At 44.3% G+C, this 19,076-nt stretch carries 18 protein-coding genes, 1 riboswitch and 1 other annotated feature; of the genes, 13 read left to right on the plus strand and 5 right to left on the minus strand.

Features of this window, described 5'->3' with window-relative positions; all coding sequences use genetic code 11:
• The first annotated feature begins 69 nt into the window (after window positions 1–69).
• Genes bioB through bioD form a run of 4 tightly spaced genes read left to right on the plus strand, consistent with a single transcriptional unit; the run spans window position 70 to window position 3,804 of the window.
• A complete protein-coding gene (gene bioB / locus ACED25_RS08060; RefSeq protein ID WP_371695043.1) occupies window positions 70–1,122 on the plus strand; it encodes a biotin synthase BioB in 1,053 nt (350 codons plus the stop codon).
• Entirely contained in the window at window positions 1,109–2,320 is a 1,212-nt protein-coding gene (gene bioF, locus ACED25_RS08065) for an 8-amino-7-oxononanoate synthase (RefSeq protein WP_371695044.1), read from the plus strand. Before bioB ends, bioF begins: the two co-directional genes overlap by 14 nt.
• Window positions 2,321–3,124 carry a malonyl-ACP O-methyltransferase BioC gene (bioC, locus tag ACED25_RS08070; RefSeq protein WP_371695045.1) on the plus strand — a complete coding sequence of 268 codons (804 nt, stop codon included), beginning with the start codon at window positions 2,321–2,323 and terminating at the stop codon, window positions 3,122–3,124.
• The gene (gene bioD, locus ACED25_RS08075) at window positions 3,121–3,804 is read left to right on the plus strand and encodes a dethiobiotin synthase (RefSeq protein ID WP_371695046.1); all 684 of its coding nucleotides are present in this window, start codon (window positions 3,121–3,123) and stop codon (window positions 3,802–3,804) included. Before bioC ends, bioD begins: the two co-directional genes overlap by 4 nt.
• Window positions 3,805–3,917: 113 nt before the next feature.
• On the opposite strand, the gene ACED25_RS08080 is transcribed toward bioD, so the two are convergent.
• On the minus strand, window positions 3,918–4,085 hold the full coding sequence (locus ACED25_RS08080) for a hypothetical protein (protein WP_009848816.1): 168 nt from the start codon (window positions 4,083–4,085) through the stop codon (window positions 3,918–3,920).
• A gap of 277 nt (window positions 4,086–4,362) precedes the next feature.
• On the opposite strand from ACED25_RS08080, the gene htpX reads away from it, so the two are divergent.
• On the plus strand, window positions 4,363–5,226 hold the full coding sequence (gene htpX, locus ACED25_RS08085; protein ID WP_017098153.1) for a protease HtpX: 864 nt from the start codon (window positions 4,363–4,365) through the stop codon (window positions 5,224–5,226).
• 308 nt (window positions 5,227–5,534) lie between these two features.
• Here the strand turns inward: htpX and purB are convergent, their stop codons facing one another.
• From purB to mnmA, 3 genes are all read right to left on the minus strand, one after another.
• Entirely contained in the window at window positions 5,535–6,905 is a 1,371-nt protein-coding gene (purB, locus tag ACED25_RS08090) for an adenylosuccinate lyase (protein WP_009848814.1), read from the minus strand.
• A 143-nt stretch (window positions 6,906–7,048) separates the two neighbouring features.
• Window positions 7,049–7,666 (minus strand): high frequency lysogenization protein HflD, encoded by a 618-nt coding sequence (hflD, locus tag ACED25_RS08095; protein ID WP_009848813.1) that lies wholly within the window; start codon window positions 7,664–7,666, stop codon window positions 7,049–7,051.
• Between the two features lie 46 nt (window positions 7,667–7,712).
• A complete protein-coding gene (mnmA, locus tag ACED25_RS08100; protein WP_371695047.1) occupies window positions 7,713–8,849 on the minus strand; it encodes a tRNA 2-thiouridine(34) synthase MnmA in 1,137 nt (378 codons plus the stop codon).
• A 203-nt stretch (window positions 8,850–9,052) separates the two neighbouring features.
• Here mnmA and ACED25_RS08105 point away from each other — a divergent pair, with 203 nt between their 5' ends.
• Window positions 9,053–9,322, plus strand: a complete 270-nt coding sequence (locus ACED25_RS08105) for a hypothetical protein (RefSeq protein WP_004734567.1) — start codon at window positions 9,053–9,055, stop codon at window positions 9,320–9,322.
• Window positions 9,323–9,424: 102 nt separating this feature from the next.
• Window positions 9,425–10,729 carry an inosine/guanosine kinase gene (locus ACED25_RS08110; protein WP_004734568.1) on the plus strand — a complete coding sequence of 435 codons (1,305 nt, stop codon included), beginning with the start codon at window positions 9,425–9,427 and terminating at the stop codon, window positions 10,727–10,729.
• Window positions 10,730–10,902: 173 nt separating this feature from the next.
• Here ACED25_RS08110 and ACED25_RS08115 read toward each other — a convergent pair whose 3' ends face one another.
• Window positions 10,903–11,313, minus strand: a complete 411-nt coding sequence (locus ACED25_RS08115; RefSeq protein ID WP_012604381.1) for an H-NS family nucleoid-associated regulatory protein — start codon at window positions 11,311–11,313, stop codon at window positions 10,903–10,905.
• A gap of 378 nt (window positions 11,314–11,691) precedes the next feature.
• A riboswitch (Lysine riboswitch) is annotated at window positions 11,692–11,869 on the plus strand.
• 112 nt (window positions 11,870–11,981) lie between these two features.
• Between ACED25_RS08115 and ACED25_RS08120 the strand changes: the two genes are divergently transcribed.
• From ACED25_RS08120 to hisH, 6 genes are all read left to right on the plus strand, one after another.
• Window positions 11,982–13,574 carry a Na+/H+ antiporter NhaC family protein gene (locus ACED25_RS08120; RefSeq protein WP_371695048.1) on the plus strand — a complete coding sequence of 531 codons (1,593 nt, stop codon included), beginning with the start codon at window positions 11,982–11,984 and terminating at the stop codon, window positions 13,572–13,574.
• Between the two features lie 189 nt (window positions 13,575–13,763).
• Window positions 13,764–13,899: a sequence feature (His leader region), on the plus strand.
• A 53-nt stretch (window positions 13,900–13,952) separates the two neighbouring features.
• On the plus strand, window positions 13,953–14,849 hold the full coding sequence (hisG, locus tag ACED25_RS08125) for an ATP phosphoribosyltransferase (RefSeq protein ID WP_029223133.1): 897 nt from the start codon (window positions 13,953–13,955) through the stop codon (window positions 14,847–14,849).
• Window positions 14,849–16,168 (plus strand): histidinol dehydrogenase, encoded by a 1,320-nt coding sequence (gene hisD / locus ACED25_RS08130; RefSeq protein WP_017098157.1) that lies wholly within the window; start codon window positions 14,849–14,851, stop codon window positions 16,166–16,168. The genes hisG and hisD overlap by 1 nt, the downstream gene beginning before the upstream one ends.
• Window positions 16,169–16,177: 9 nt before the next feature.
• Window positions 16,178–17,218, plus strand: a complete 1,041-nt coding sequence (gene hisC, locus ACED25_RS08135; protein ID WP_017098158.1) for a histidinol-phosphate transaminase — start codon at window positions 16,178–16,180, stop codon at window positions 17,216–17,218.
• A 130-nt stretch (window positions 17,219–17,348) separates the two neighbouring features.
• Entirely contained in the window at window positions 17,349–18,437 is a 1,089-nt protein-coding gene (gene hisB, locus ACED25_RS08140; protein WP_017098159.1) for a bifunctional histidinol-phosphatase/imidazoleglycerol-phosphate dehydratase HisB, read from the plus strand.
• A 24-nt stretch (window positions 18,438–18,461) separates the two neighbouring features.
• Window positions 18,462–19,076, plus strand: coding sequence for an imidazole glycerol phosphate synthase subunit HisH (gene hisH / locus ACED25_RS08145; protein ID WP_371695049.1), 615 nt, complete (start codon window positions 18,462–18,464; stop codon window positions 19,074–19,076).

Here is a 19,076-nt window from a genome sequence, read left to right on the forward strand (position 1 = left end):
ACTATCCAAGCATAAATACAATCTCTATTGATAGAGATGTAACATCAAATAATAAAAAAGGATCGACACGTGGAAGTTCGTCATGACTGGACAGTTGCTGAAGTAAGAGCACTGCTTGAAAAACCGTTTATGGATTTAATGTTTGAAGCTCAAGTGGTTCATAGACAGTACCAAGAGCACAACCACGTGCAGGTGAGTACACTGTTATCGATTAAGACAGGTGCTTGTCCTGAAGACTGTAAGTACTGCCCTCAGAGTGCTCACTACCGAACGGATGTCGACAAAGAACGCTTAATGGAAGTCGAGCGTGTTTTGGATGCGGCGCAAAAAGCTAAGAACGCGGGCTCGACTCGCTTCTGTATGGGCGCGGCATGGAAAAACCCGAAAGAACGTGATATGCCTCACCTAACTGACATGATCAAAGGTGTGAAAGGCATGGGCCTAGAAACATGTATGACACTAGGCATGTTAACGCCTGATCAAGCAGGTGAGCTAGCGGACGCAGGTTTGGATTACTACAACCATAACCTTGATACGTCTCCGGAGTTCTACGGCAGTATTATCACCACTCGTACTTACCAAGACCGTTTAGATACGCTATCTCATGTGCGTGATGCCGGTATGAAGATCTGTTCTGGTGGTATTATTGGTATGGGCGAAAGTACTAATGACCGTGCAGGCCTGCTTGTAGAGCTTGCGAACCTTCCTGTTCACCCAGAAAGTGTACCAATCAACATGCTCGTAAAAGTCAAAGGCACACCGATGGAAAACGTCGATGATGTTGAGTCTTTCGACTTCGTCAAACTGATAGCGATTGCTCGTATCATGATGCCAATGTCTGCGGTTCGTTTATCAGCAGGCCGTGAGAACATGAACGAACAGATGCAAGCGATGTGTTTCATGGCGGGTGCGAATTCTATCTTCTACGGCTGTAAGCTACTGACTACGCCAAACCCAGATGAAGACACGGACATGCAGCTGTTTAAGAAGTTAGGTATCAACAGCCAACAGGTGGCTCAGAAGCCTGACGAAATTCAAGAAAATGAACTGTTAGATCAAGTGGTGGAGCGCGTTGCTGCTCGTCCAACGAAAGGTGACATGTTCTACGATGCCACTGTTTAAATCTCGCATCAAAAGTGCCCTTGCCCATCGTCGTGAGCAGGGGTTAACTCGTCAACTTAAGGTACTCGAAAACAGTAATGGCCCTTTGCTTACTAGCGAAGGTTCTAGCTTCATTAATTTTTCGAGTAATGACTATTTAGGTTTGGCAAACGATCCTGAACTGGTCGATGCATGGCAAACCGGACTTTCCCAATATGGTGCCGGCAGTGCGGCATCGCCATTGGTCACGGGTTTTAGTCCTGCTCATCAAAATTTAGAGGCTCAGCTGTGTGAATGGCTTGGCTTTGAACGCGCCATTCTCTTTAACTCTGGTTTCAGCGCTAACCAAGCCTTATTGTTTTCTCTGCTCGAAAAAGACGATTTTCTACTGCAAGATAAGCTCAACCACGCCTCTTTGATGGAAGCGGGGATGCTTTCACCTGCAACCATGAAACGCTTTAAGCATAACGACACGCAACATTTAGAGTCGCTATTGAGTCAAACTCCACAATCCTTGGTTGTGACTGAGGGTGTGTTCAGCATGGATGGTGATCAAGCGCCTCTCAGCCAGATATCTAGCCTGACTAATCAATACGACAGTTGGTTGGTGGTTGATGATGCCCACGGTATTGGCGTATTAGGTGATAACGGGGCAGGGAGTTGCAACGCCGCACAAATCTCACCTGATATCTTGGTGGTGACCTTTGGTAAAGCATTTGGCCTTTCTGGTGCTGCGATTCTTTGTTCGTCAGAAGTGGGTGATTATTTAACTCAGTGTGCGCGTCATCATGTGTATTCGACGGCAATGCCACCTTCACAAGCGGTGGCTTTGTCTCATGCATGCCAGATGATTCAAACGCAAGAGTGGCGTCGTGAGAAACTCACGGAGTTAGGCGCTCTCTATGCAGAGCAGATGAATGATGTGAAAGGTTTTATTGATACTCAGACGCCGATCAAGCCATTTTTAATCGGCGAAGCCCAAGCAGCACTATCTATTGCTGAAGAGTTAAAGCGCAACCAAGTTTGGGTAACGGCAATAAGGCCACCAACGGTGCCTATTGGGACTGCTCGTTTGCGTATTACCTTAACGGCGAACCACAGTCAGAAACAGATTCTTCAGTTAACTGACTCGTTGCTTCAAGCAATGGAGCGACACGACGAATTAAATATCAAACCAAGCTTAGAATCGAACTTTGAATTAAAGAAAGAGGCTCAGTAAATGTCACAAGAAGCAGTAGTGGATAATTACGTAGGCCAAGACAAGAGTGCGATTGCCGAAGCCTTCGGAAAAGCAGCAACAACCTATGACAAACATGCTGAATTCCAGCGCGATGTCGGCCACCGACTGCTGGGTAAGCTACCGAGTGACCTCTCTGGGTTAAAGGTGCTCGATCTAGGTTGTGGTACTGGCTATTTCTCACAGCAATTGGTGGAACGAGGCGCTGAAGTGGTATGCGCAGACCTTTCTATTGGAATGCTGCAAAAAGCCGAACAGCGCTGTGGCGCAATGATCTCTTTATATCGACAAGCTGATGCCGAGCTATTGCCATTCGAAGATGGGGCTTTTGATATTGTTTTCTCTAGCCTTGCGTTGCAATGGTGTGACGATTTATCGTCGCCTTTGAGGGAGATGAAGCGTGTCACCTCGCTTGGGGGACGCGTTATTTTCTCAACTTTGCTTGATGGGTCACTGTTTGAACTGAAAAAGTCATGGTCAAAAATTGACACACATCAACACGTTAACCATTTTATTACAATCAATCAGGTAAAAATTGCGTTAGCGCAATCTAGCTGTACTGCTCATCAACTAGACTTGCCCACCATCACCGTTTGGTACGACACTGCGTTTGAACTGATGCGCGACCTTAAAGGTATCGGCGCTAATCACGTAAGTGGTCGCTCACAAGGTTTAACAAGTCGCCGAATGTTGCGGCTTGTTGAGCGGGAATATAGAGAGTTTAAAAACCATCAAGGTTTCTTACCAGCAACATATCAAGTTTGTTTAGGGGTTATTCAATTATGATTGATGCATTATTCATTGCAGGTACGGATACCGAAGTGGGAAAAACTGTGGTTTCAAAAGCGATTCTTCAAGCTTTAGCCGCACAAGAGTTATCAACAATAGGCTACAAGCCAGTTGCCGCAGGGTGTGAACAATCCCCTGAGGGATTACGTAATAGTGATGCACTGCATCTTCAAGAAGCTGCGACGCAAGATATCGCCTACGAAGACGTTAACCCGTATGCGTTGTTGCTACCATCATCACCACACATTGCAGCAAAGCATGATGGTGTCGTGATTGATGAAACCGTATTATCAGCTAAGTTGGCAGAGCATAAGCGAAACTCTGACATCGTGTTAGTTGAAGGTGCTGGTGGTTGGCGTGTACCGGTTTCTGATGAAGAATATTTGTCTAGCTGGGTCAAAAAAGAGCAGCTGCCAGTGGTATTGACGGTCGGTATTAAGCTTGGCTGTTTGAGTCATGCACTGCTAACCGCAGAAGTAATTCGTGCTGATGGACTGAACCTAGTGGGTTGGGTTGCAAACCGCATTAACCCAGGTACTGAACATTACGCTGAAATTATAGCGATGCTTGAAGATAAGCTAGGTGCACCGAAGTTAGGTGAAATTCCGTATGTGCCAAGAGCAAAGTCTAAGAACATTGGTAAGTACATTGATGTGCAGCCTTTGCTTGCGCTTTAATTCTCACCTTGTGTACTAAATAAGAAAAGGGCTGCGATTGCAGCCCTTTTGCTATGTTAAGCCTTTTGGCCATAAGTTTATAAACAACTGGCCTTTGAACAAGTCGCTATGGGTTAGTGTTCTTTTGTAAGTCCCATTAGTGCTTGTTGTGTCTCTGTGATTTTTGTCTGTGCCGCTTGCGGTGTTAGGATCCCAATCTGCTTTTTTGCTTCTTCTTCAGTAATCCCTAGGTGACAGCACAGTAAATCGATAGCCATTTGAGTGTTAGTACCTTCAACCATGATTCTTCCCTTTTTGTACATGGACTAGCCAATAAATCATCTGAAGCCACTGTAAACGGATTGTTATACCGACACCATACGACTTAGGTCTAATAGACTGGAGGTGATTCGAATATGGTCTCGTAATCAAATGTTGCAATTTAATGCTTAACCTTGTTTTCTTAATCTAAGACTATATGTATAAGTAAGTATAAGTCTTCAAGGTTGGAATAAATTGCTGTCTGCCTTGTCTATAATAATAAGTTTTATAAAAACAGCTTTCATGCGGAGATAAGTAATGAAGCGAGTAATGTTGTTCCTTGCAACCAACCTAGCGGTTGTATTGGTACTAAGTGTTGTTCTTAACATTGTATACGCAGTTACAGGTATGCAACCTGGTAGCCTATCAGGCTTATTGGTGATGGCTGCAGTGTTTGGTTTTGGTGGCTCATTCATTTCATTGATGATGTCAAAGAAAATGGCGCTACGATCGGTAGGCGGTATGGTCATTGAAAGTCCACGTAACGAAACCGAACATTGGTTGATGGAGACAGTAAGCCGTCAGTCTCAACAAGTTGGTATTGGTATGCCAACGGTGGCGATTTACGATTCGCCAGACATCAACGCGTTTGCGACGGGCGCTAAGCGTAATGATTCATTAGTAGCAGTCTCTACGGGTCTGCTACACAACATGACGCGTGATGAAGCTGAAGCAGTGTTAGCGCATGAAGTGAGTCACATCGCGAACGGTGATATGGTGACCATGACGCTAATGCAGGGCGTGGTGAACACGTTCGTTATCTTCCTATCTCGTTTCATCGCCAACATTGTTGCGTCGAATGACAACGAAGAAGAGGGTGGCAGCAACATGATGGTGTACTTTGGTGTGTCTATGGTGCTGGAATTAGTATTTGGTTTCTTAGCAAGCTTCATTACGATGTGGTACAGCCGTCATCGTGAATTCCATGCCGATGCAGGTGCTGCGCACTTAGTAGGTAAAGAGAAGATGATAGCAGCGCTAGAGCGTCTTAAGGTGAGCCATGAGCCACAACTAGAAGGTTCTATGATGGCATTTGGTATCAACGGCAAGAAATCGCTTACTGAGCTTCTGATGAGCCACCCACCACTAGACAAGCGTATTGCGTCTCTACGTAACATGTAATCGCTACGTAATTCTCGTCGCTAGACGACAAGAGACCTTTGAAAGGCTTCCTTCGGGAGGCCTTTTTTGATCTTGGTATTCAAGACAGTAAGTATCCGAGGGATATGTGTCTGGTGATAGAGGGTTACTAGTGATGAAGCGTTGCAATATTTATTGGTTGATATCGCACGGACTGACATGTGTAGGGTAATTAGGAGGGGGGCTATGTTCTTTTGATAACAGCGCGTACTAAGCACACTTTCTTCCGCCCAACAAAAAGGCTTCCACATGGGAAGCCTTAGTCTATTCTGTGATTCGAAATTCGAATCTTACAGCTTGTCAGTTAGCTCGATAGCTTGACCGATGTAGTTCGCTGGAGTCATCTCTTTCAGACGAACTTTCTCGTCTGCAGGGATTTCAAGGCCGTCGATGAATGCACGCATGCCTTCGCCATCTACACGTTTACCACGAGTTAGCTCTTTTAGCTTCTCGTATGGCTTCTCGATGCCGTAACGGCGCATTACTGTTTGTACTGGTTCTGCTAGTACTTCCCAGTTCTTGTCTAGTTCAGCAAGTAGCGCTTCACGGTTAACTTCTAGCTTGCTAATACCTTTCAGAGTCGAAGTGTATGCAATGATAGCGTAGCCAACACCAACACCTAGGTTACGAAGAACCGTAGAGTCAGTAAGGTCACGCTGCCAGCGAGAAACTGGAAGTTTTTGTGCAAGGTGGCTGAATACTGCGTTTGCTAGACCAAGGTTGCCTTCAGAGTTTTCGAAGTCAATTGGGTTAACTTTATGCGGCATTGTAGAAGAACCGATTTCGCCAGCAATAGTCTTCTGCTTGAAGTGACCAAGAGCGATGTAGCCCCAAACGTCACGGTCGAAGTCTAGAAGGATAGTGTTGAAACGAGCAACAGCGTCGAATAGCTCAGCGATGTAATCGTGAGGTTCGATTTGAGTTGTGTACGGGTTCCAAGTTACGCCAAGAGATTCAGTGATGAACTCTTCGCTGAACTGGTGCCATTCAACTTCTGGGTATGCAGAAAGGTGTGCGTTGTAGTTACCTACAGCACCGTTGATTTTCGCTAGGATCTCAACGTTTTCGATTTGCTTGTATTGACGTTCCATACGGTACGCAACGTTAGCCATCTCTTTACCCATAGTAGAAGGAGAAGCAGGCTGACCGTGTGTACGAGACAGTAATGGAATGTCACGGTACTCGTTCGCAAGCGCTTTGATAGCATCAATTACGTTACGGATTTCTGGAAGAATCACTGTGTCACGAGCTTCTTTAAGCATAAGCGCGTGAGATGTGTTGTTGATGTCTTCAGAAGTACATGCAAAGTGAATAAATTCGTTTACAGCGTGAAGTTCAGGAACGCCAGCAACTTTCTCTTTCAAGAAGTACTCAACCGCTTTAACGTCGTGGTTAGTCGTGCGCTCGATCTCTTTGATACGTAGAGCATCTTCTTCACTGAAGTTAGCAGCTAGTTCATCAAGAAACTGGTTAGCTTCTGCACTGAACGCTGGTACTTCTTTGATTGCATCTGTAGCTGCAAGCTTTTGTAACCAACGAACTTCAACGATAGAGCGGTACTTTAGTAGGCCAAACTCACTAAAGATGCTGCGTAATGCAACAGTCTTGCTTCCGTAACGGCCGTCTACTGGTGAAACAGCAGTCAATGCTGACAGTTCCATGGTGTTCTCCTGAATTGAGTTTTCTAAATTTTGAGAGGTTTATACCAGTAACAATCTCAATTGTCACGCATATTGCGCAATCGTTTGCGTGAGAGTTGTGTTGGTACAAAAAACAAGCTCGCGACGAGGCGTGAGCTAATAAATCACATGCGAGCTAGCAGGATTTGAGCCTGCTCGATCATCTTCTTGCGACCGAAGATAAGGTGGCGACGTTTACCGCCAACTTGACGCCATAACACAGCGCTTCGAATTCCTGATAGCAGCAGGGCACGAACCTTATGCTGGCTCGATGTCTGTTGAAGTACAGCTGGCGTACCAGAAACCTGAATACGCGGGCCGATAGGGCTCACAACATCAAGGTAGATACTGGCTAGGTTGCTGATCATTTGCTCGTCAAACAGATCAAAGTGTTCAGTTTGACGTTCTGCAGTTTGAATACGATCGCCAAGCTGAGACATAGAGTCGTTACGAGAAGATAGCTTACGCTCAAGTGCCATCAAGCTGATGATGTAGCGAGTAATATCGCTACCAGCGGGAGTACTATCGATACCTTTTACTAAGCACTCAAGGCCAAGCTTTAGGTTCGCTTCACGTCCAAAGACACCCACGGTGTTCGCTGGATTGGTATTTAAAATGGCACTGAGTGAAGCTTCGAAGGCATCTTTATCACAATGGCCGTCTTTCGCTACTTGTTGAACCAAAGCCACAGCTTGGCAAATTCCAGCGAAAGCAATAGTACGGTCATAAAGTGTATTAGCCACGTAGTAACTCCTAGTTGTCTTCTATTGTTTGTCGTTCGATTATTGGTTAGATGCGCTTTTCAATGATACCACCACCAAGACATACGTTGTCTAGGTAGAACACTGCTGATTGACCTGGGGTCACCGCAATTTGTGGTTCGTCAAAAATAACCTTAATGTTCTCATCATCAATTGGGATGATTGTACAAGGAATATCGGTCTGACGGTAACGTGTTTTTACCGTGCACGTCATAACTTCAGTAATTGGTGTGCGATTAACCCAATGAAGCTGAGAAGCGATCAAACCTTCTGATTTTAAAAGAGGGTGGTCTTTACCTTGTACCGCGATCAGAACATTACGTTTAAGATCTTTTTCACCAACAAACCATGGTTCTTCATTACCGCCGCCACCTTTGGTGCCACCGATATGCAGGCCTTTACGTTGGCCTAGTGTGTGGTACATCAAGCCTTGGTGTTGCCCAATAACTTGGCCTTCAGGTGTCTCGATGTTACCTGGTTGAGCCGGTAGATATTTGCCAAGGAATTCTGTGAACTTACGCTCACCAATAAAGCAGATACCTGTTGAGTCTTTTTTCTTCGCTGTGATCAGGTCTTGCTCTTCAGCAATGCGTCGCACTTCAGGCTTCTCTAATTCACCAACTGGGAATAGGCTGCGTGCCACTTGATCTGAACTTAGCGTATATAGGAAATAGCTTTGGTCTTTGTTGCCGTCTAAGCCACGCAGCATTTCTGGTTTTACGCCAGCATCGAGCTCTTCTTGTGTTGGGAAAGTACGACGAACATAGTGACCCATCGCGATGTAGTCTGCGTCTAATACTTCATCCGCAAACTCTAAGAATGCTTTGAATTTGATTTCTTTGTTACAAAGGATATCTGGGTTCGGTGTACGACCCGCTTTGTATTCTTCAAGAAAGTACTCGAATACATTATCCCAGTACTCTGCTGCAAAGTTGATAGTGTGAAGGTGGATACCTAGTTTGTCACATACCGCTTGAGCATCAGCAAGGTCTTCAGCTGCCGTGCAGTATTCTTCGTTATCGTCTTCTTCCCAGTTTTTCATGAAAAGGCCTTCTACCTGATAGCCTTGTTGCTGAAGAAGATACGCCGATACTGACGAATCTACACCGCCGGACATACCGACAATTACTTTCTTTTCGCTGTTTCCAGAGCTGATATCTGACATGTCTAAACACCGTTACTATTACTTGGTCGCAGATTCTAACAGAAAGAGAAACACCGCGACAGATCCGAGACCGGAATCACAGTTTCATTTGCACAAATATTGCGCTGAATTCGTTAGAGAATCGCATGAACGCGAGGAGACTCGCTAGGATGTCAGATCTATATGTGGCATAGTCGCTCGAAATCCAAGACCTGAGATAAAAAATGTCTGAACAAAATGAGTTTATGCAAGAAGAACAGTTGATCGAGATTATCGAAAACCAACTTGAAGATGGCCAACCTGTGAAAGTGAAAGAGACGCTGATGCGTTTAATGATGACAGGAACTCCTCGTGAAGAGGCGATTGCGGCTATGGCATGTGCACTGGCTATTGAGGTATTTGATGTAATGAAAAACGGCGCTGAGTTTAATCAAAAACGTTACGCCGAGCATTTGGGTATGCTACCTGACTTAAGCTTTATGGAAGGCGAATAAAAAAATAGCCTCGCAAACGTTTGCTATAGTTTGAAAGATTGCCGCGTTAAATATAGCGCGGTAGAATCCGCCACCTATTTCCCCTTGACTTAGACTAGCCTTATGAAATTCCCTGGACAACGTAAATCAAAGCACTATTTTCCGGTTCACGCTCGTGATCCTTTAGTAAGCCAAGCTCAAACTAGCAAAAGAATGTCACGTACTCATATTATCGGTATTGACCAAACTTTGGTGGATATTGAAGCGAAAGTGAGTTCTGAGCTAATCGAAAAATACGGCCTAAGTAAGGGACACTCACTGGTTATCGGTGATGAAGCTGCTGAATCCTTATATCAAGAATTAAAAGAACAGTGCCTGATCACCAATGAATACGCTGGTGGTACGATCGGTAACACATTACACAATTACTCAGTATTGGCGGATGACCGTTCAACACTGTTAGGTGTAATGAGCCAAGATATTAAGATTGGTAGCTACGGTTACCGCTATTTATGTAATACATCAAGCAGAATGGATCTGAACCATTTACAAGGGGTAGATGGCGCAATTGGTCGTTGCTTTGCATTAATTACAGAAGATGGTGAACGTACTTTCGCAATTAGCGAAGGACAAATGAACCAATTAAAACCAGAAAGCATTCCTGAGAAAATCTTCAAAAGTGCTTCTGCTTTGGTATTAACAGCGTATCTAGTTCGTTGTAAGCCAGGCGACCCTATGCCTGAAGCAACAATGAAAGCTATTGAATACGCGAAGAAATACGATGTACCTGTTGTTTTAACACTTGGTACTAAATTCGTTATTCAAGATGACCCAGAGTTCTGGAAAGATTTCCTGGAACAGCACGTAACCGTTGTTGCAATGAATGAAGATGAAGCTGAAGCTTTAACAGGTGAAAGCGATCCTCTTGCTGCTTCAGACAAAGCACTAGAGTGGGTAGACTTGGTTCTATGTACGGCAGGCCCTGTTGGCTTATTTATGGCGGGTTATACTGAAGACGCGGTTAAGCGTGAAACTTCATTGCCGTTGTTACCAGGCTCGATTGCAGAATTTAACCGCTATGAGTTTAGCCGTCCTGCACATAAAGAGTTATGTGACAACCCAACGAAAATCTATTCGCATATCGCGCCTTACATGGGTGGTCCAGAAAAGATCAAGAATACCAATGGAGCAGGGGATGCGGCGCTGTCGGCTTTATTACATGATATGGCAGCAAATAAATATCATAAAGAAAATGTACCGAATTCTAGCAAGCACCAACATGCATTTTTAACGTATTCATCTTTCTCACAAGTTTGTAAATATTCAAACCGTGCAAGTTATGAAGTGTTGGTTCAGCACTCTCCTCGCTTGTCTCGCGGCCTTCCTGAAAGAGAAGATAGTCTAGAAGAAGCGTACTGGGAAAGATAAGATATTTTTATCTTTTTCATTTATATTTCTAATAGTGAAATATAAAAAAGGCTCCGAAAGGAGCCTTTTTTGTTTCTGAATATATTGAAGCCGTAAATAATACTTTAGTCGACTTAAATATTAATTCTATTGCTTAGTGGGTTATTGATTATTCACTTAGCAAACTCGATGCCTTAAAGAGCAAACTCTTCTAGAGATTTACCAGCATCTAGTTGTTCTTGGATAGCTGAAGGCGTACGGCCTTGACCTGTCCAAGTTTTTTCGTCGCCATTCGCGTCTACGTATTTGTATTTCGCAGGGCGAGGAGCACGTTTAGATTTTGTTGTTTTAGATTTTGCTTCACCAGAAAGTGCAGCAATAAGATCGGCAACATCGATTCCGTCTTTTGCAATTTGTTCTGCGATAGCAGAAAGCTTAGCTTCTTGCTCTGCTTTTGCTGCGCGTTCTTCAGCTTCAGACTCTTGACGTTCTTGTACAACAATAGTCAGCTTGTCTAGCGCTTCTTCAAGTTGCTCAAGAGTTAATTCACGTGAGAACGCACGAAGGCTACGGATATTTAATAGAGTTTTTGTTAATTCAGACATGATATTTCCCATCAAGGTAAACTAAATAATCCTCCTAATAATAAACAGAGCCTAAGAATAAAACAAATAGTATTTCTTCTATTAGTTATTTAAATAAGAAAATGAGACGAGTGTTTTAAGATGAAAAGATAGACTTCTAATGAACTTATAATAACTATTAAGAATATCTTAAAAAAAACAGGTGATATCTGATATGTGTTAAGTGGAGTAATCCGTAAAAGTTGACTATTCTTCTATTGATTACTTCATTAACAAAAAGCTTATTTTTCTCGGAATGATATGTTGCATTGTTGCTCTTGATGGGTACAATTGCGGCTACCTGATGCGGTGCTTTGGTTAATCTGTTGTTAAACTCTGGTTTACACGGTTAATAATGTTACCGCACGTAGAGGTGCAATTATAAAGAGTAGTTTTCGTTGGGGTGATGCCAATGAACGGGAATGAAAGGTGTAATTGCCGAAGTAAATTGTATATCTAAGCAATTTGCTGGGGTTGTGCTCAATAGGTACAACACTGCCATAGTCTTAATTTTAAACTATGGAGCGCTACTGTAGGGTTGGGTGAAGTGTTCACTTCCCTTTCGCTTAGTTCAACATGAGCTTGATAAGCCGTATCAAGTTTATCTGCAGTAGATCTCTAGCCAAATAAAAAACTGGTTTTTGAAGATCATGAATTTAATAGATTTTGCAACATCGCCTTTATCGCTGCTTCCTCCCTTGGTTGCCTTGACTCTTGCTATTGTTACCCGTCGTGTATTAGTTTCCTTGGGTGTCGGTATCGTCATGGGTGCGATTCTACTTGCTGACTACTCAGTAGGTAACGCAGCTAGCTACGTCTTTACTAAAGTATCTGGTGTTTTCATCGAAGATGGTGGTATTAACACTTGGAACATGAGCATCGTTGCTTTCCTAATTATCCTTGGAATGACAACGGCATTATTAACACTGTCTGGCGGTACTCGCGCATTCGCTGAGTGGGCACAGTCTCGTGTTAAAAGCAAACGTGGTTCAAAACTACTTGCTGCCTTCTTAGGCGTATTCATCTTTGTTGATGATTACTTCAACAGCTTAGCGGTAGGTGCCATCTCTCGCCCTGTAACTGACCGCTTCTACGTATCTCGCGCTAAGCTAGCTTATATCCTAGATTCAACTGCTGCTCCTATGTGTGTGATCATGCCGGCTTCTAGCTGGGGTGCTTACATCATCACTATCATTGGTGGCATCTTAGTGACACACGGTGTGACAGAGTATTCTGCACTGGGTGCTTACGTTCGCCTTATCCCAATGAACTTCTACGCTGTGTTCGCACTATTAATGGTGTTTGCCGTTGCGTGGTTTGGTTTAGATGTTGGCAAAATGCGCGAGCATGAGATCGAAGCCTCTCAAGGCCGTGGTTTTGAAGGTGATAATGATCAAAAGAAAGCGCACGATCTAAACGAAGAGCTAGATATTCAAGAGAGCGAAAACGGTTCTGTTTCTGATCTCGTTATGCCAATCGTAGCGTTAATCGTCGCGACGGTTGCAGCAATGCTTTACACCGGTGGCCAAGCGCTTACTGCTGATGATCAAGCATTCAACTTGCTTGGTGCATTTGAAAATACAGATGTAGGTAAGTCTCTGGTTTACGGTGGTGTTATTGGTTTACTCGTTGCGCTAGCAACGGTATTCAAACAGAAACTGCCTATGGCTGATATCACAAGAACAATGTGGATTGGTGCAAGCTCAATGTTTGGCGCTATCCTTATCCTTGTATTTGCATGGACGATTGGTTCTGTTATTGGCGACATGAAAACAGGTTCGTACCTATCCTCTCTAGCAACAGGTAACATCGATTACCACTGGCTACCGGTTATCTTGTTCCTTCTTGCTGGCCTAATGGCGTTCTCGACAGGTACATCTTGGGGTACGTTCGGTATCATGTTACCGATTGCGGGTGACATGGCTGCTGCCTCTGACATCGCGCTAATTCTTCCTATGCTAAGTGCGGTTCTTGCGGGTTCTGTATTTGGTGATCACTGCTCTCCAATCTCGGATACAACGATTCTGTCTTCTACAGGTGCGCGTTGTAACCACATTGACCACGTATCGACTCAGCTCCCTTACGCGCTGTCTGTGGCGTTCGTATCGTGTATTGGTTTTATCACCCTAGGAATGACATCATCAACTGGCATTGCATTTGGCGCAGCGTCTCTAACGTTTGTTGCGGTATGTTTTGCATTGGCTTATTTCTCTCGTTGCAAGATAGCAACGTGTAAAAGCTAATCATCATTTGATTGAATAATGAGAAGGGAGGCGTTTGCCTCCCTTTTTTTGTGTTCGTTAATTTAATTTTAAATTTCGTGAAAAAAGTTCGAATAAATGGTTGAAAAAGGGTGTCAGCTTAGTTAGTGTGGAGACAAGACAGCAAACAACCTAAGAGCTGATAAGTATGCGTAAATTAGTAATGAACATTCATCACCATCATCACCCTATCTAGTCTTTCGGGGAGATTTACGTATACCCGGGAGCAAGAATTCTCCCGGAGGTTAAGTCAAAGAATTTAGATTTAAACCCTCGGGACGACAAAGTCTTCCGAGGGTTTTTTAGTTTTAGCACTTTTAAATAATCAATAAATTCAAATATTTGCACAGGGATACAGCAATGCAGACACAACGCCTAAGAATCGCAATTCAAAAGAAAGGTCGCTTAAGTAAAGAGTGCCAAGATCTACTTAAAAAATGTGGTGTGAAATTTAACATCATGGGTGAGCGCTTAGTTGTTCATTCACTAAATATGCCAATCGACTTGTTACTCGTTCGTGATGACGACATCCCAGGCCTTATCATGGATGGTGTGGTTGACCTTGGTTTTATCGGTGAGAATGAACTAGAAGAAGTTCGCCTAGACCGTGTCGCTCTAAAGGAGCCTTCAGAGTTTCGTACACTACGTCGTTTAGACTTCGGTGGTTGCCGCCTTTCTATCGCAATCAACAAAGATGAAGAATACAACGGCCCACAAGACCTAGCGGGTAAACGTATTGCGACAACTTACCCACAATTACTAAAAGCCTACATGGACGAGCAGGGTGTTGAATTCAGCGCTTGTATGCTAACTGGCTCAGTTGAAGTTGCCCCTCGCGCAGGTCTAGCAGACGCTATCGCAGATTTAGTTTCTACAGGTGCAACGCTAGAAGCAAACGGTCTAAAGGAAGCAGAGGCTATCTTCCAATCTAAAGCAACACTGATTCAACGTGTTGGTGATTTCGATGCAGACAAAACGGCATTGATTGAAAAACTACTGACTCGTATGCAGGGTGTTCAACAAGCGAAAGAGTCGAAGTACATCATGCTTCACGCACCAACGTCTCAGCTAGAGCAAATCAAAGCTCTACTACCTGGGGCTGAAGATCCTACGGTTCTTCCTCTATCTACAGACAAAGACAAAGTTGCCGTTCACCTCGTAAGTACAGAGAACTTGTTCTGGGAAACTATGGAACAGCTGAAAGAGTTGGGTGCAAGCTCGATTCTAGTATTACCAATCGAAAAAATGATGGGGTAGTGACGATGAGAACCGTTGTTTGGCAATCTTTAAGTGAATCACAGCAAGACTCGGTATTAGAGCGTCCAGCTATTACTGAAGGTGCAAACATCACAGCGACTGTTTCTGATGTTATTGCAAAAGTACGAAATGAAGGCGATGCCGCACTTAAGGAACTGACTGAAAAGTTCGATGGTGTGACTCCAGAATCTATCCGAGTTAGTTCGGGTGAGATCGAAGAGGCATGTGCTCGTCTAACACCAGAGATGAAGCAAGCGTTGGAGCAAGCTTACAGCAACATTGCTAAGTTTCACGAAGCTCAAAAGCCACAGCCAATTAAGGTTGAAACACAGCCTGGTGTTGTGTGTGAGCAGGTGACGCGCGCGATTAATACTGTTGGACTTTATATTCCGGGTGGCAGCGCGCCACTTCCGTCAACGGTTCTTATGTTAGGTGTACCTGCTCAAATTGCGGGTTGTCGTAAGGTTGTGCTTTGCTCACCTCCGCCAATTGCTGATGAAATCTTGTATGTCGCTAATCTTTGTAAAATCGATGAGGTTTACAATGTTGGTGGTGGTCAAGCGGTTGCTGCAATGGCGTACGGGACCGAGAGCGTGGCTAAGGTTGATAAGATCTTCGGCCCAGGTAACGCTTACGTAACGGAAGCTAAACGCCAAGTAAGTAACGACTTCCGTGGCGCTGCGATTGATATGCCTGCTGGCCCGTCTGAAGTGTTAGTGATTGCAGACGAAACTGCGGATGCTGACTTCATTGCTGCTGATCTACTGAGCCAAGCTGAACACGGGCCAGATTCACAGGTTGTATTAGTAACACCATCACCAGTTATTGCCGACCAAGTAACCGATGCGGTTCAGAAGCAATTGAAAGAGCTGTCTCGTGCGAACATCGCTCAGCAAGCATTGGCTTCAAGTCTAATCATCATTGCTGAATCGATCACTCAAGCGATTGCGATTTCGAATTTCTATGGTCCTGAGCACTTGATTGTTCAGACCAAGAGTCCACGAGAATTACTGCCGTTACTAGACAATGCTGGTTCAATCTTCTTGGGTGACTGGTCTCCAGAATCTGCAGGTGACTACGCATCAGGCACAAACCACGTTCTTCCGACTTACGGCTATACCAAGACTTATTCAAGCCTAGGTTTGGCGGATTTCTCTAAGCGTATGACGGTACAAGAGTTAACAGCTGATGGCTTACAAGGCCTAGCGCCAACGGTAGTCACAATGGCGGAAGCCGAAGGTTTGGACGCACACAAACGTGCGGTGACCATCCGAGTTGAAAAATTAAATCGATTTGAACAGCTAAATAAAGCGAAATAAGGGTAGGGCATGGAAAAGTTAGCAAGAAAACAAGTTCAGGCTCTAACACCTTACTTGTCTGCAAGACGCATTGGTGGCAGCGGAGATGTATGGTTGAACGCCAACGAATCTCCGTTTGATAACGAGTACACCTTAAATCTGACTCGACTTAATCGCTACAGCGAGTGTCAGCCTAAAGAGCTAATCGATGCTTACGCTCAATATGCGGGTGTTGCACCAGAGCAAACGTTGACTACTCGTGGTGCTGACGAAGGCATTGAACTACTGATTCGTGCTTTCTGTGAGCCGAACGAAGACGCTATTCTTTACTGCCCACCCACTTACGGTATGTACGCAATCAGTGCAGAGACGATTGGTGTTGAGCGTAAAGTGGTGCCTCTGACTTCTGAATGGCAATTGGATCTTCCTGCTATTGAAGCTCAACTTGACAACGTAAAAGTGGTGTTTGTTTGTAGTCCAAATAACCCAACAGGTAACTTAGTTAACCGTAAAGACATCGTTAAACTGCTTGAAATGACACAAGACAAAGCGATTGTGGTGATGGATGAAGCGTATATCGATTTCTGCCCTGAAGCATCAACGGTGGATTTGCTTGCTCAGTATCCGAATCTAGCGATTCTTCGAACTCTCTCGAAAGCATTTGCTTTAGCGGGTTTACGTTGTGGCTTTACGCTAGCGAACAAAGAGCTTATCGATGTATTGTTAAAGGTGATTGCTCCTTATCCAGTGCCAATCCCTGTTGCTGACATTGCCGTTCAAGCACTTTCAGAGCAAGGACTAGCGCGTGCTAAGTTCCAAGTTCTGGATTTAAGTGCTAACCGAGCGTATTTACAAGCAGGTCTATTAGGTATGCCTCAAGTGACGGTATTTGATGGTTGGGGTAACTACCTACTGGTTAAATTCCCGAACGGCGATGAGTTATTTAAAGCGGCTTGGGATACGGGCATCATTTTGCGTAATTCACCAATTGAAGACTGTGTTCGTATTAGTATTGGTAATCGCGAAGAGTGCGAAAAGACACTTGGATTCATTCGTAACTTTTATCAGTAACGAAAGGTTTACCAGTAATAACATTTGCCAGTTTGAGTGGATTAATTGCAGGCTGGCAAGTGAAACCAATATTTTGGGTTAGCGTTGATTTTAGCTAGGCCAGCAGATTTAAAATTAAAAGGAAGTTCAAGTGAGTAAACAACAGAAAATACTTTTTATAGACCGTGACGGCACCTTAATTGTTGAGCCGCCAGTTGACTTTCAAGTAGACCGTTTAGACAAACTAAAATTCGAACCGTTAGTGATCCCTAGCCTACTTGCACTGCAAGATGCAGGTTATCGCTTAGTGATGGTGACTAACCAAGATGGTCTAGGCACAGATAGCTACCCGCAAGAAGAGTTCGATGCTCCACATAATATGATGATGGAGTTCTTTGAGTCTCAGGGCGTTAAGTTTGATGATGTTCTAATCTGCCCTCACTTTGATGAAGACAACTGCTCTTGCCGCAAGCCTAAGCTGGGTATGGTTAAAGAATACCTACAAGGCGGTAAAGTTGACTTCCAAAAGTCAGTCGTGATTGGCGATCGAATGACGGATCTTCAACTTGCTGAGAACATGGCAATTCGTGGTATCCAATACGGACCAGATGCGCAAACTGAAGGCACGCTTAACTGGCCACAGATCGTTAAAGATCTGACGGTTAATGCTCGTGTTGCTGAAGTGGTTCGTACCACTAAAGAAACCGACATTAAGGTAGCCGTAAACCTTGATGAAACCGGTGACAACAAGATTGATACTGGCATGGGTTTCTTCGATCACATGCTTGATCAAATCGCGACACACGGCGGTTTCCAAATGAACCTGACTGTGAAGGGCGATCTACACATTGATGATCACCACACAGTAGAAGATACCGCACTTGCTTTAGGCCAAGCATTGAAAGATGCATTAGGCGATAAACGTGGTATTGGCCGCTTTGGTTTCAGCCTACCAATGGATGAGTGTTTGGCTCAGTGTGCGCTAGACCTTTCTGGCCGTCCATACCTGAAGTTCGATGCTAAATTCAGCCGCGAGCAAGTGGGTGACCTTTCAACAGAGATGGTGGTTCACTTCTTCCGTTCTCTAACCGATACATTGGCTTGTACGCTACACCTTTCTTCTGACGGTAATAATGATCACCACATCATTGAGAGCCTATTCAAAGCGTTTGGCCGTACTCTTCGCCAAGCAATCAAAGTTGAAGGTAACGAGTTACCAAGCAGCAAAGGCGTTCTGTAAGGCTAACGTTAGCAAGGAAAAACAATGAAAGATCAAAAAGTCGTTATTATTGATACTGGTTGTGCCAATGTTTCCTCGGTGAAGTTTGCGATTGAACGTCTAGGCTACGCAGTTGAAATTTCAAAAGAACCAGAAGTTGTTCTTGCTGCCGATAAGCTATTCCTACCCGGTGTAGGCACAGCAAGTGAGGCAATGAAGAACTTGCAAGAGCGCGACCTTGTTTCTCTTGTGAAGCAAGTAGAGAAGCCCCTGCTAGGTATTTGTTTAGGTATGCAGTTGTTAGGCAAATTGTCTCAAGAGAAAGGCCAAAAAGCTGACGAGTTAGTTGAATGCCTAGGATTGTGTGATGGCGAAGTTCGTTTACTTGAAACGGGTGATTTGCCATTACCACACATGGGTTGGAACACAGTAACCGCGACACCTAACCACCCTCTATTCAAAGATATTGAAGAGGGCGAGTACTTCTACTTTGTACACAGCTTCGCAATGCCAGTGGGTGACTACACAGTCGCACAATGTGATTACGGCAATCCGTTTACTGCCGCAGTGCAAAGTGGCAACTATTATGGTGTTCAGTTCCACCCAGAACGTTCGTCAAAAGCTGGCTCTAAGCTGATTCAGAACTTCTTGGAATTGTAA

The organism is Vibrio sp. 1F263 (assembly GCF_041439035.1).
GTDB lineage: Bacteria > Pseudomonadota > Gammaproteobacteria > Enterobacterales > Vibrionaceae > Vibrio > Vibrio tasmaniensis_A.